The organism is Sphingomonas natans, from assembly GCF_030546695.1.
Taxonomy (GTDB): domain Bacteria; phylum Pseudomonadota; class Alphaproteobacteria; order Sphingomonadales; family Sphingomonadaceae; genus Sphingomonas_I; species Sphingomonas_I natans.
This window is the reverse complement of sequence record NZ_JAUOTP010000005.1, coordinates 48,104-60,916: the sequence shown is the minus strand read 5'-3', so window position 1 is coordinate 60,916 and position 12,813 is coordinate 48,104. Positions and strand designations below refer to the sequence as shown.

General features: G+C 67.0%; 13 protein-coding genes. 10 read left to right on the top strand and 3 right to left on the bottom strand.

The genetic code is table 11. The features are described from left to right. The first annotated feature begins 52 nt into the window (after positions 1-52). From gpmA to sthA, 7 genes are all read left to right on the top strand, one after another. Positions 53-739, top strand: coding sequence for a 2,3-diphosphoglycerate-dependent phosphoglycerate mutase (gene gpmA / locus Q4F19_RS12135; RefSeq protein ID WP_303542909.1), 687 nt, complete (start codon positions 53-55; stop codon positions 737-739). A gap of 27 nt (positions 740-766) precedes the next feature. Further along, complete coding sequence (gene purE, locus Q4F19_RS12130; RefSeq protein ID WP_303543390.1) at positions 767-1,222, top strand: 5-(carboxyamino)imidazole ribonucleotide mutase; 456 nt, start codon at positions 767-769, stop codon at positions 1,220-1,222. Beyond that, positions 1,219-2,274 (top strand): 5-(carboxyamino)imidazole ribonucleotide synthase, encoded by a 1,056-nt coding sequence (locus Q4F19_RS12125; protein WP_303542908.1) that lies wholly within the window; start codon positions 1,219-1,221, stop codon positions 2,272-2,274. The genes purE and Q4F19_RS12125 overlap by 4 nt, the downstream gene beginning before the upstream one ends. A 35-nt stretch (positions 2,275-2,309) precedes the next feature. Next, a complete protein-coding gene (locus Q4F19_RS12120; protein WP_303542907.1) occupies positions 2,310-2,768 on the top strand; it encodes a RidA family protein in 459 nt (152 codons plus the stop codon). Positions 2,769-2,939: 171 nt separating this feature from the next. Further along, a complete protein-coding gene (locus Q4F19_RS12115; RefSeq protein ID WP_303542905.1) occupies positions 2,940-4,328 on the top strand; it encodes an HWE histidine kinase domain-containing protein in 1,389 nt (462 codons plus the stop codon). A 2-nt stretch (positions 4,329-4,330) separates the two neighbouring features. Continuing rightward, positions 4,331-4,711, top strand: a complete 381-nt coding sequence (locus Q4F19_RS12110; RefSeq protein ID WP_303542903.1) for a response regulator — start codon at positions 4,331-4,333, stop codon at positions 4,709-4,711. A gap of 71 nt (positions 4,712-4,782) precedes the next feature. After that, positions 4,783-6,228, top strand: a complete 1,446-nt coding sequence (gene sthA / locus Q4F19_RS12105) for a Si-specific NAD(P)(+) transhydrogenase (RefSeq protein WP_303542901.1) — start codon at positions 4,783-4,785, stop codon at positions 6,226-6,228. Positions 6,229-6,271: 43 nt separating this feature from the next. Here sthA and Q4F19_RS12100 read toward each other — a convergent pair whose 3' ends face one another. Genes Q4F19_RS12100 through Q4F19_RS12090 form a run of 3 tightly spaced genes read right to left on the bottom strand, consistent with a single transcriptional unit; the run spans position 6,272 to position 8,685 of the window. Then, on the bottom strand, positions 6,272-7,168 hold the full coding sequence (locus tag Q4F19_RS12100; RefSeq protein ID WP_303542900.1) for a hypothetical protein: 897 nt from the start codon (positions 7,166-7,168) through the stop codon (positions 6,272-6,274). Positions 7,169-7,172: 4 nt separating this feature from the next. Continuing rightward, entirely contained in the window at positions 7,173-8,138 is a 966-nt protein-coding gene (locus tag Q4F19_RS12095; protein WP_303542899.1) for a diacylglycerol/lipid kinase family protein, read from the bottom strand. 10 nt (positions 8,139-8,148) lie between these two features. Next, positions 8,149-8,685, bottom strand: coding sequence for a DUF2141 domain-containing protein (locus Q4F19_RS12090; protein ID WP_303542897.1), 537 nt, complete (start codon positions 8,683-8,685; stop codon positions 8,149-8,151). A 120-nt stretch (positions 8,686-8,805) separates the two neighbouring features. On the opposite strand from Q4F19_RS12090, the gene lptF reads away from it, so the two are divergent. The 3 genes from lptF to Q4F19_RS12075 are packed head-to-tail and all read left to right on the top strand — an operon-like array spanning position 8,806 to position 12,661. Then, positions 8,806-10,011 (top strand): LPS export ABC transporter permease LptF, encoded by a 1,206-nt coding sequence (gene lptF, locus Q4F19_RS12085; RefSeq protein ID WP_303542895.1) that lies wholly within the window; start codon positions 8,806-8,808, stop codon positions 10,009-10,011. Further along, on the top strand, positions 10,008-11,108 hold the full coding sequence (gene lptG, locus Q4F19_RS12080) for an LPS export ABC transporter permease LptG (protein ID WP_303542893.1): 1,101 nt from the start codon (positions 10,008-10,010) through the stop codon (positions 11,106-11,108). The genes lptF and lptG overlap by 4 nt, the downstream gene beginning before the upstream one ends. Continuing rightward, positions 11,105-12,661 carry a lipopolysaccharide biosynthesis protein gene (locus Q4F19_RS12075; protein ID WP_303542892.1) on the top strand — a complete coding sequence of 519 codons (1,557 nt, stop codon included), beginning with the start codon at positions 11,105-11,107 and terminating at the stop codon, positions 12,659-12,661. The genes lptG and Q4F19_RS12075 overlap by 4 nt, the downstream gene beginning before the upstream one ends. Positions 12,662-12,813 lie beyond the last annotated feature (152 nt).

Here is a 12,813-nt window from a genome sequence, read left to right as displayed (position 1 = left end):
TTGCCACCTGCGTCCGCGCGGTTAAAAGGCCGGAAACATTGAGGGTAGAGCCTTGCCGACACTCGTCCTGATCCGTCACGGTCAATCCTCCTGGAATCTGGAGAATCGCTTCACCGGCTGGTGGGACGTGGACCTGACCGAGAAGGGGATCGAGGAAGCCAAGGCGGCGGGCGAGTTGATGGCCGCCAAGGGCCTCGATTTCGACATCTGTTACACCAGCTTGCAGACGCGCGCGATCAAGACGCTGAACCTGGCGCTGGAGGCGATGGGGCGGCTGTGGCTGCCGGTCGAGAAGGACTGGCGGCTCAACGAGCGCCATTATGGCGGCCTGACCGGCCTCAACAAGGCCGAGACCGCGGCCCAGCATGGCGACGATCAGGTGAAGATCTGGCGCCGCTCGTTCGACATCCCGCCGCCGGTGCTGGCACCGGGCGGCGAATTCGATCTGGCCGCCGACCGCCGCTATGCGGGCATCCCGATCCCGAACACCGAGAGCCTGAAGGACACGATCGCGCGCGTGCTGCCTTATTGGGAAAGCCGGATCGCGCCGGATCTCAAGGCGGGCAAGCGGGTCGTGATCTCGGCACACGGCAATTCGCTGCGAGCCCTGGTCAAGCATCTTTCCGCCATTCCGGACGAAGAGATTACGGGGCTGGAGATACCGACCGGGCAGCCGATCGTCTATGAACTGGACGACGCGCTGAACGCGACCGACCGTTATTATCTTTCGGAACGCTGAGTGACCCAGCCCCTCGTCGGCATCATCATGGGCAGCCGCTCCGATTGGGAGACGATGCGCCACGCCGCCGAGACGCTCGAGGCGCTGGGCGTCGCGCACGAGGCGAAGGTCGTCTCGGCGCACCGGACTCCGGATCGGCTCTATGACTATGCGAAGAGCGCGGCGGGGCGGGGCCTCAAGGTCGTGATCGCGGGCGCAGGCGGTGCGGCGCATCTGCCGGGCATGGCCGCATCGATGACGGCGCTGCCGGTGCTGGGCGTGCCGGTGGAATCCAAGGCGCTGAAGGGCATGGATAGCCTGCTTTCGATCGTCCAGATGCCGGGCGGCGTGCCGGTGGGCACGCTGGCGATCGGCAAGGCCGGCGCGATCAATGCCGGCCTGCTCGCCGCCTCCATCCTCGCTTTGTCGGATGAAGCGCTCGGCGAGCGGCTGGCGGCGTGGCGTACGGCGCAGACCGCGGCCGTGGACGAGTCACCCGAATGATTCCGCCCGGCGGCACGATCGGGATCATGGGGGGCGGCCAGCTCGGCCGGATGCTCGCGATCGCTGCGGCCAATCTCGGCTATCGCACGCACATCTACGCGCCGGGAATGAGTGGTCCCGCAACCGAGGTCGCCGCGCGCTGGACGCACAGCGCCTATGACGATGCCGCCGCCGTCGCTGCCTTCGCCGCGCAAGTGGACGTCGTCACTTACGAATTCGAGAATGTCGATGTCGCGTCGCTGCCTGCGCACAATTGCGTCTTCCCGCCGCCCGAGGCGCTGGAGGTGGCGCAGGACCGGCTGACCGAGAAGAGCTTCGCCGAACAGCAAGGCGGGCGCGTCGCGCCCTATCGCAAGGTGGATACGATCGAGGATCTGCGCGCCGCGCTGCGCGAGCTTGGCTGCCCGGCGATCCTGAAGACACGGCGCTTCGGCTATGACGGCAAGGGGCAGGAGCGGATCGACGATCCGGCGCGCGCCGCCGCCGCCTGGATCGGCATCGGGCAGAGGCCGGCGGTGCTGGAAGGGCTCGTCCGGTTCGAGGCCGAATTCTCGATCATCCTGTGCCGCGGCATGGACGGGACGGTGGTGCGCTGGGATGCGGTCGAGAACCAGCACCGCCACGGCATCCTAGATCTCTCGACCGCGCCGGCGACGGGGCTCGCCGCCGAGCAGGCGGCCCAGGCGGGCGCCTTCGCCGAGCGGCTGGCCGAGGCGCTGGACTATGTCGGCGTGCTCGCCTGCGAATTCTTCGCGACGAAGGACGGGCCGGTGTTCAACGAGATGGCGCCGCGCGTCCATAATTCGGGGCATTGGACGATCGAGGGATCGGTGACCTCGCAATTCGAGAACCATATCCGCGCGATCTGCGGCCTGCCGCTGGGATCGACCGACCTGATCGGGCGCCGCGTGGAGATGCGCAACCTGCTCGGCGCGGAGGCGGAGCAGTGGCAGACGATCCTTGCCGACAGGAGCAACCACTTGCATCTCTACGGCAAGAGCGGTGCGCGCCCCGATCGCAAGATGGGTCATGTGACCAGGGTGTTCGTCTAGCAATCGCCGCTCGCGGCCAGACAAGGATCGATCCGATGCGCCATGCCATGACCCTGTTGCTCGCCGCGACCTTGCTCGCCGGGACGGCGCAGGCCGCCGATCCCGCGCGACGCTATCTGCCGCCGCACCAGTCGCTGCCGGGCGCGCCGCAGCCGCCTTATAGTTCGGCCGTGGAGGTGAACGGCACGCTCTACGTCTCGGGCATGATCGATACCGATCCGGCGACGGGCAAGCCGCCGGAAACGCCGGAGGCGGGTGCGAAGCTGGTGCTCGACGCGTTCAAGGGCACGCTGGCGGCGGCGGGTTACACGATGGACGATCTGGTGCAGGTGCAGATCTTCGCGAAGGACCTCGCCGACTTCCCGACCTTCAACAAGGTCTATGTTACCTATTTCACCGGGCCGAAGCCGGCGCGCGCGTTCATCGGCGCGGGCAATCTGCTTGCCGGCGCGCATTTCGAGGTGATGGGGATCGCGGTCCGCAAGGCCAAATAGCGGCGCCATCGTCCATTCTGCCGAGCGGCGACGCGAACCCGGCGAGGCATCGTCATGTCATGTCCGAACCATCGCTCGTTCGGGATCGAATGGACGGCCCGTCTCGCAATTTTCGGTGTTTTGCGTATAACAGGGCATCGGCGGGTGTGACTGCCTCAATGCGAGCCAGACGTGACCCGGACTGACAGTACGCCCTTCTTCGACCGCGCCATCTCCTGGTCGCTCGATCATCCGCTGCCGGCGCCGATACGCTATCTGGCGGCGACGCTGCTGGTCGTGGCGGTCGCGCTGGTGCGCGCCTTCCTCGTCACCGAGCTGGTGCCATGGCTGCTGTTCATTCCCGGCATCCTGATCGTCGCGCTGATGCTGGGCGAGGGCGCGGGCTTCTACGCGGCAATGCTCGCGGCGTTGCTCGCCGCGCTCTCGATCGGGCGGAGCTCGCTGCCGCTGTTCCTGACCGACGCGCAATGGGCGGGCACGGCGCTTTTCCTGCTCATCGGCGCGGGAATCGTGCGCGTCAGCGGCGAGGTGCGTGCCGCCTTCCGTCGCGCGCGCGAGGCGAATAGCGCGCTCGCCGAACGGCAGAGCTTCCTGACGAGCGTGCTCGCCAGCTCGACCGACTGCATCAAGGTGCTCGGCCTCGACGGCCGCCTCTCGTTCATGAGCGAAGGCGGCATGAAGGTCATGGAGATTCCCGACTTCAACGCGGTCCAGGGATGTCCGTGGCCCGATTTCTGGACGGGGGAGGGCAATGCCGAAGCCCGCGCCGCGATCGACAATGCCCGCGCCGGCAAGGCCAGCCACTTCACCGCCAAGGCCGATACCTATCTGGGTAACTCCCGCTGGTGGGACGTGTCGGTCTCTCCGATCCTCGGCGAGGACGGTCGGACGATGCAGATCCTGTCCGTCTCGCGCGATACGACCGACCTGCTCGAGGCGCGGGAACAGCAGGCGCTGCTGAATGCCGAACTGGGCCATCGCCTGAAAAACGTGTTGTCGATGGTCCAGGCCATCGCCAACCAGACGTTCCGGCAGGGCGGCGCGCTGCACGAGATCAATGCGAAACTGGCGTCACGCTTCTCGGCGCTGGGGAAAGCGACGGACCTGCTGACGTCGTCCGCGTGGCAGAGCGCCACGCTGCACGACGTGATCGGCGCGAGCATCGTCTCCGCCGACGGGACGAAGGGGCGCATCCAAGTCGAGGGCCCGGACATAAAGCTGGATGCCCAAGTGGCGCTGGCACTTTCTCTGGCGCTGCACGAGCTGACGACCAATGCCTGCAAATATGGATCGCTCTCGAACGAGACGGGAACGGTCGCGATTAATTGGGAGCATCGCGCGGTAGAGAATGACCAGAGCGGACGTTTCATTTTCCTGTGGCAGGAGAGTGGCGGGCCGGAGGTGATTCCTCCCACCCGACAAGGCTTCGGTTCACGGCTCATAGAGCGTTCGCTGCGGTCCTATTTTCGCGGCGAGGCCTCGCTGGATTACGCCCCGGAGGGACTGCGCTTCACGATCGATGCCCCATTGCCGAAATCGGCAAACATATTGGAACAGTGACATTGGCACAGCTGGATCGCTCCCGGCAGACCATCCTCATCGTGGAGGATGAGGCGATCATTCGCATGGATCTGGTCGACTTCTTTGCGGACTCGGGATTCGACGTGCTGGAAGCGGAGGGCGCTGACGGGGCTATCGCGCTGATGGAGAATAACCCGTCGATTGCCGCCGTGGTGACCGACATCCAGATGCCGGGATCGATGGATGGCGTGAAGCTCTCGCATTATCTTCGCGATCGCTGGCCGCCGACGGTGCTGATCGTCACGTCAGGCGCGATCAAGCCGACCGCGGCTGATCTGCCGCAGGGCGCGATCTTCATGCCCAAGCCCTTCAATCCGCGGACCGTGCTCGATCTGCTCCGGGACGCGCGGCCGGTCATCTGACGGTGGCGCGCGCCTCTGGACAGGACGTCGCGAAAAGGCGGAGATACGCACCGTCACTGGGGGCCTGATCCATGCAGAAGCATTTCGACCTCGTCGTGATCGGCAGCGGGCCCTCGGGCCGTCGCGGTGCGGTGCAGGCGGCAAAGCTCGGCAAATCGGTGCTGGTGGTGGAGAAGGGCCGGCGCGTCGGCGGCGTCTCGGTCCATACCGGCACGATCCCGTCCAAGACGATCCGCGAGACCGTGCTCAATCTGTCGGGCTGGCGCGAGCGCGGTTTTTATGGGCGCAGCTACCGGGTGAAGCAGGATATTTCGGCCGGGGACCTGATGGGCCGGCTCCACAAGACGCTGGAGCATGAGGTGGAGGTGCTCGAACATCAGTTCCACCGCAACGGCGTGCAATGGGCGCACGGCACGGCGCGCTTCGTCGAGCCGCACGTCATCGAGATCGTCGGCGAGGATGGCGAGTGTCGGCGGGCCGAGGCCGATTTCGTGCTGCTCGCCTGCGGGACGAGGCCGTTCCGCCCGGACTATGTCCCGTTCGACGGTTCGATCGTGCTCGACGGCGACGAGATCCTCGACATCACGCAATTGCCGCGCAGCCTGACCGTGATCGGCGCGGGCGTGATCGGGGTGGAATATGCGACGATCTTTTCGGCGCTGGACGTCGCGGTCACGCTCGTCGAGCCGCGCGCGACCTTCCTCGACTTCATCGACAAGGAGTTGATGGAGGAGTTCGTCCATGAGCTGCGCGATCGCAATGTCGGGTTGCGGCTGGGCTCGGCCGTCAAGCAGATCGCGGTCGTCAATGGCCGCGCGCAGTGCCGGCTGGAAAACGGGCGGAGCGTGGTGAGCGACATGCTGCTGTTCGCGGCGGGGCGGGTCGGCGCGGTGGAGGCGCTGGATCTCCCCGCGGCAGGGCTTTCGGCCGACCATCGCGGGCGGCTGACGGTGGATGCGCAGACGATGCAGACCGCGCAGCCGCATATCTATGCGACCGGGGACGTGATCGGATTCCCGAGCCTCGCCTCGACATCGATGGAGCAGGGGCGGCTCGCGACGCTCCACGCCTTCGGCCATCAGCCGCCGTCGCCGCCCGAATTCTTCCCCTACGGCATCTATTCGGTGCCGGAAATCTCGGTGGTGGGGATGAGCGAGGAGGAGGTCCAGCGGCGCGGCATCGCCTACGAGACGGGGATCGCGCGCTTCCGCGAGACATCGCGCGGGCACATCATGGGCCTCGACAGCGGCATGATGAAGATGCTGTTCTCCATCAAGACGCGCCGCCTGCTAGGCGTCCACATCATCGGGGAGGGCGCGACCGAGCTGATCCATATCGGCCAGGCGGTGCTCAACCTGCGCGGCACGATCGACTATTTCATCCAGAATACCTTCAATTATCCGACGCTGGCCGAGGCGTACAAGATCGCGAGCCTCGATGCGTGGAACAAGCTGCAGGCGGCGGCGGGGCCGGCGGCGCGGCCCGTGGCCGAGGAGCCGGTGGTCGAGGGCGAGTGAGCCTTCCGGCCGTCATGCTCGCCTTCGCTGGGACGACGAGTCTCTAGCGGATTGCGCCCTTGGCGATCAGGCGGGGGAGCAATGTGAGCGCGCCGATTATCGGCCAGCGGCGTTGCCACGGGCGGATCGTGACGGGGTGGCCCGAGTGGCGGCCGATCTTCCAGGCGAGATAATCGAGACCGCCGGCATAGGTAGTACTGGCCTTGGCGAGCCGGGCGAGGGTCAGGAGCTTGCCGTTGCGGCGGAGGCTCGCCCAGCGGCGCGCGGCGGCGGCGGGCGAGAGCAAGGCGGGCAGCTCGGCAAGGGCGGCGCGGCCGAAAGCTTCGTAGCGCGCGAGATCGGCATCGACGATCGAGCCCGGGCGATTGGCGCGCTCGGCGCGGAGCTCGGCGGAGTAGGTCAGCGCGAAGCCCTCGCGCCAGACTGCCAGGAGTGACTGGCCCAACGGGGGTGGGGGAGCGACCTGCATCGGGATCGTCAGCGCGAAAAGGGTGGGCGCGGCCGCCGCGATGGCGTCGATGATGCGGTCGGCCGGGCCATTCGACCATACGAGCCGGGAGGGCTGGGCGAAGCGCGCCCAGACCGAGACGGTCTCGGCGTCCGGGCCGTTGAGGCGGAGGAAGTCCTCCGCGCTCAGCACCGCATATTTCGCGACGAGGCCCGCATGCTCGAACGGGAAGACGTTGGGGGGGAGCAGGCGGTTGGCGGCGGCGAGCCATGCGCGGTCGAAGGCCTTCGTGTAGCTTTCGACGATCAGATAGAAATCCAGCATTAGCCCGTCGAAGCTCTGCTCGCGCAGGCACGAGCCGTAGAAGAGCACGCCCAGCGCGCCGGGATGGCTCGCGGCGATCGCGGCGGCCATCTCGGTCACCGCCGCGGGTACGGGCACGGCCAGCTCGGCGGCGACGAGGTCGCGGAGCGCGGGCGCTCCTTCGCTCACGCTCTCAGGCCGCGAGGCGGACGAAGGGGAGGGGATCGGTGTGGCGCAGCACGATCGTGCGGCCGGCGCCCGCGAGGAACACCTCGCCGTCGAGGATCACGCTGGAGCGATCGCCCGAAATCCGGATCTCGTCGCCGCTCTCGACCTGCACGCCATGGAGCCGGCCATAATGCAGCTTGCCGAACGCGCTGGTGATGACCGCGCGCGCCAGCGCCAGCGGGTTCTGATCGACGACGAGGAGTTGCAGCGCACCGAGCCGGCCGGTCGCCGGCACGTTCGAGCCGAGCAGCAGCTTGCGGAGCGTGGTGACGATCAGCAGCGAGAAATGGCCCTGGATCTGGCCCTGCCGGATGAGCTGGACCTTCACCGAGGCCGGGCGCGGCGGCAGGAAGGCGGCGCGCATCCCCAGCACGAGTGACAGCAGCAGCGCGAAGAAGGTCAGGAAGTGGCTCAGCCAGTTGGGCAGGCCGAGCGGGTAGATCTTGTTGCGGCAATAGAGGATCGAATCGGCGAGCCCCGCGCCGCCGAGGAACATACCGAGCACGGGCACGCCATCGTCTTCGCTGAGCGCGATCAGCTCGCGGCTGACGATATGATCGGCGACATTGCCGCGCGCGATCTCCAAGACCCGCTCGAGCGCGACGATCGGATCGCCGACCGCGCCGAGATCGAGCGCGATCAGGTTGGTCTTGCCGTTGGGGAGGACCGCGACCGGGGGCGGGTTCGGACCGAACTGGCCGCTATGATAGAGTTCGGTCAGCGTCGACTGGACGGTGCCGTCGCCGCCATTGATGACGAGGATGCTCGGCTGGACGCGCGCGATCGTCTTCAGCGCAGTGCCGATCTGGTCCGCGCTCTCGACCTCATAGTGAAAGATTTCAGGATGATCGGCGCAGAAGCTGCGGACGCGCGGGAGCAGCGACCGGTTGCCGGTCGACTGCGGGTTCGAAAGAAGCGCGATGCGGACCATCAAATTCCTGTCAGCGTTCTGCAGACGCGATCGGCTTCACCGACCCGCCCTGAACATAATTGAGTACAATCGGTACGCGCGTGACGCCGCTCGCCACCTTGACCTCGACCTGTACGGGCGAGGGGCGGCGCTTGAAGATGATGTCCATCAGCGAAACGCTGGGATTGCCCGAGAAGCCACCGCCGTCCGACATGTCGGACTTGCCGCTGCCGTTAAGATCGTGGCGGATCGAGATGGCGTAGCTGCCGGAGCGCGGCACGGGCATGCAGACTTCAACCGGGCCGGTCGCCGGCGTCGCGACATCGACGCGTTCGATATAGCTGCCCTTGTCGAAATAATGCGCGGGATCGCCGCCATAGGATTGGACGCGGACCATTCCGGTGCGAGCCTTGAGGCCGAGCACGCGCACCAGCATAGCCGGTTTTCCGCCATTTCCGACGCATTCTGCGGCGTGCGGGCCAACGATCGCGGCGGCCGCCGCGGCAGGCGCGACCGTGCTGCCCGCGCCAAGCGCGATCGCAGCCACGGGCGCGAAAAGTTTAGACATGACCAACCAACTCCCGGAAGCTATAGCCCGCCGCCAGTGGCGACGGGCGAAACACGCCCCCATGCCGACTGCAGATTGGCCGCGATTGCGGCCAGATCATGGTGACGGAGCGTCGGCATTTTGAATTCTGGCAAGCTGGTCGACCGTTACCTCGCTCGTCTCATCGCCGTGCCGCTCGCCGCGACGCTGGTGATCGCGGCGATGCTGCTGTTGCTGGACAAGATGCTGCGCCTGTTCGACTTCGTCGCGCAGTCGGGCGGGCCGGTCAGCGTCGTGTGGCGGATGCTGGCGAGCCTCATCCCCGAATATCTCTCGCTCGGCATCCCGATCGGGCTGATGCTGGGCATCCTGCTTGCCTTCCGCCGGCTCGCGACCTCGTCCGAGCTGGACGTGATGCTGGCGGTGGGGATGAGCTATGGCCGGCTGCTGCGCGTGCCGCTTTATTATGCGGGTGTGCTCGCGATCATCGATTTCGCGATCCTCGGCTTCGTCGCGCCTTATGCGCATTATGCCTATGAGGGGCTGCGCTACGAGCTGCGATCGGGGGCGCTGGGCGCTTCGATCAAGGTCGGCGAGTTCACCAAGCTCGGCAAGAAGATGACGCTGCGGGTCGAGCGCAGCCAGGATGGCGGGCGCGAGCTTTCGGGCCTGTTCGTGATGGCGCGCGGCGACGACGGCAAGAGCCTGGCGGTGACCGCCGAGCATGGCCGCTTCATGGCGACCGACGATCCCAACACGATCATCCTGCGGCTGCGCAACGGCAGCCTCGTCCACAATGCGCCGGGCTTCGCCTCCCCGCGCGTGCTCACCTTCGTCAATCACGATCTGCCGATCGATCTGCCGCAGGAGGAAGCGTTCCGAATGCGCGGCGGGCGCGACGGCGAGATGACGATCCCCGAGCTCGTCCGCTCGGGCCACAAGGATGCCACCGCGGTGAAGGAGCGCGCCAAGAATCGCGCCGAATTCCATTTCCGGCTGGTCCAGGTCGCGATGATGATGATGCTGCCCTTCCTGGGCGTGGCGCTCGCGGTGCCGCCCAAGCGCTCCAGCTCGGCGTTCGGCGTGTTCCTGTCGATCGTGATGATCGTGACCTACTACAAGGTCAACGAATATGCCGAAGCGCTCGGCAGCCTTGGCCGGATCGATCCGCTGATCGCCCTGTGGGTGCCGTTCGCCTTGTTCGCCTCGCTGATATTGTGGATGTACCATACGCTCGCGCACAAGCCCGGCGGGCAGCCGATCGGGGCGCTGGAGAAGGGTGCTGGCGTGGTCTGGCAATCGATCCGCCGCCGCTTCGCCGCCGACCGCAAGGGAGAAGCGGCATGAGCAAGGGCCCCGGCCTTCGCGTGCCGCCGACGATGGGCTGGTATCTGGCGAAGACCTTCGTTTCGCGATCGATCGCGGTGCTGGCGGCGCTCGTGCTGATCTTGCTGATGCTGGATCTGCTCGGCGAATCCGGCGATATCCTCGCCTATCCCGGCAACGGGCAGGCGGCGATCCTCCATTATGTCGCGCTGCGCACGCCGCAGATTGCCGCGCGCTTTCTGCCTTTCTCGGTGCTGCTCGGCACCTTGATCACGCTCGTCCGCCTCAATGCGAACAGCGAGATCATCTCGATGAAGGCGGCGGGGATCTCCGCGCACCAGATCCTGGCGCCGCTGGGCGTCGCGAGTCTGGCGATCGCGGGCATCTCGTTCTGGTTCAACGATCATGTCGTCGCGCGCGCGACATCGACGCTCACCGCCTGGCAGAATGCGGATTACGGCCCGGTCAAGGATACGCGCGGCATCGTCGACAATGTCTGGGTGCGCGATGGCGAGGATCTGATCCATGTCGATCGGGTCACGGGCAAGGGGGCGGCGACGAAGCTGACCGGCGTCGAATATTATGACCGGACCAAGGATCGGCTGACGACGCTCGCCCGCGGCGACTATGGCCACCTCGTCAATGGGGCGTGGCAGATCGAAAAGGTTCAGCTGTTCGACGTGAAGGCGGGCGCGCTGCGGAGCGTGCCGGCGGTGACGATCGGCAAGGGGATCCTGCCCGATCGCTTCACACTGGCCAGCGTCGATGGCGACAGCCTCTCGTTCCGCGCCTTGTGGGAGGCGATCGACGAGCTGGAGGCGAGCGGCCGGCCGACGGGGCCGCTGCGGACGGTGCTGTGGCACAAGATTTCCGGGCCGCTCTCGACAATCCTGATGCCGCTGCTGGCGGCGGTCGCGGGCTTCGGGCTCGCGCGATCGGGCAAGCTTTTCATCCGCGCCGTGATCGGCATGGCGCTAGGCTTCCTCTATTTCGTCGCCGACAATTTCGCGGTCGCGATGGGCAATCTCGGCGCCTATCCGCCTCTGCTCGCCGCCTGGGCGCCCTTCCTGCTGTTCTTCCTGATCGGCGAGGCGGTGCTGATCCGCACCGAGGAGTGACGCCGGGGGCCGGCCCCGGCCCGAGTGCCGAGGCCGCCGCGGAGGCCGCCGCCCATGCCGTCCGCAAGCAGGCGGCGAAGGGAGCGGGAACGGTTGCGCTCTCGCGGCTCGGCGCGGTCGTCGAGGTCGTCAGCCAGCCAGCCTACACCTGGATGTTCGGGCTGCCGACCTACGGGCTTTACATGGTGCTGTGGAGCCTGGTGAACCTCGTCGAGAACATCTTCGATCTCGGCGTGACGAGCGGCCTCCAGCGGATCCTTCCCGCCTGCCGCGCGCCCGAGGAGCGGGCGCGAGCGGTGCGCGCGGCTTTGATCCTCGGTATCCTGCCCAATTTCGTGATCGGCGCGCTGGCCTGCCTGTTCGCGCCGCAGATCGCAGCCTTGCTCAACGTCGCGGCGCAAGACAGCGCCAAGCTGGTGACGGGGATCCGCCTGTTCGCCTGGGCCTTGCCCTTGTGGGCGACGATCGAGGTGGCGACATCGGCAGTGCGCGCCAACCATGCCTTCGGCCCCGAAGTGCGCGTGCGGCTGATGTGGGAGCAGCTCGCCCGATTGATTGCTGCGGTCCTGTTGTGGGCGGCGGGGATCGATACGCTCGGGCTGCTGCTCGCGCATCTGATCTCGCTCGCCTTCACCGCGGGATCGGCGCTGCGCCTGCTCAACCGCTACGTGCCGCTGCGCGACGTCGTCGCTCATCGCGCGGGCCGGGCGATGAACCGCGACATGCTGCTCGCGGGGCTTTCGGTGCTGCCTGCCAATATCCTGGCGCGGACGTTCAGCGATCTGGCGACGATCATCGCCAATCTGCTCGCGCCGGGCGCGGCCGGCGCCTCGGCCGCGGGCCTCTATGCGATCGCGCGCAAGGTCTCGAGCATCCCGCAGATCGTGCGGCAGACGTTCGGCTACGTGCTTGGGCCGATCGCGGCGGCCGCGCAACGCGGAGACCGATCGACGCTGCAGGCTCTCTACGATTTCGCAGTGCGGCTCTCGCTGCTGCTCGCTGTGCCGACATGCGTCGCGCTGGCGGCGGCGGGACCGGCGATCCTCGGCAGCTTCGCGCATGGCGCGGAGGCCGGCCTGCCGATCCTGATCATCCTCGTCACGGCGCGCGGCATAGAGGCGGCGGTCGGGCCGGCCTCCTCGATCCAGCAGGTGATCGGCCGGCGTGTCCTGCCGTTGCAGAACAGCCTCGTCGCAGTGATCGCGGCGGCGGCCGTGCTGGCCGCGACGGCGGGACGCTGGCCCGGCCTCGCCGTGGCGCTGGCGGTGGGGACGGGGCAGGTGGTCGTCGCGGCGCTTTCGATCGGTCAGTTGAGCCGCGAGGAGGGGCTCGTCGCCTTCGCGCCGCCATTCCTGCGAACGCTCGGACTGGCGATCGGTGCGTCAGCCGCGATCATCGTCGTTGCGCTCATCACGGCGCGCGCGCCGCTCGAAATCGGCGGGATCGCGACTTTCCTGGCGTGGATGGGGGCACTGTGGCTGGCGCTGCGGCTGGGGCTCGCCGACTCCGACAAGCGGGCGTTGGGCAAGACGGCGCGGCGGCTAAACCTCTAGGGAACGACCGATTTTCGCGACGGGACGGGATTCGCCGGGGATCAGCGGAAAATGGCTCATTCGCCGTTCAGGAACCCGACACCGACAATATTGTTAATCTACACTAGATGCAGCACCGATCGTCTCACCCTTTGAGGATGCTCCGGCGGCGG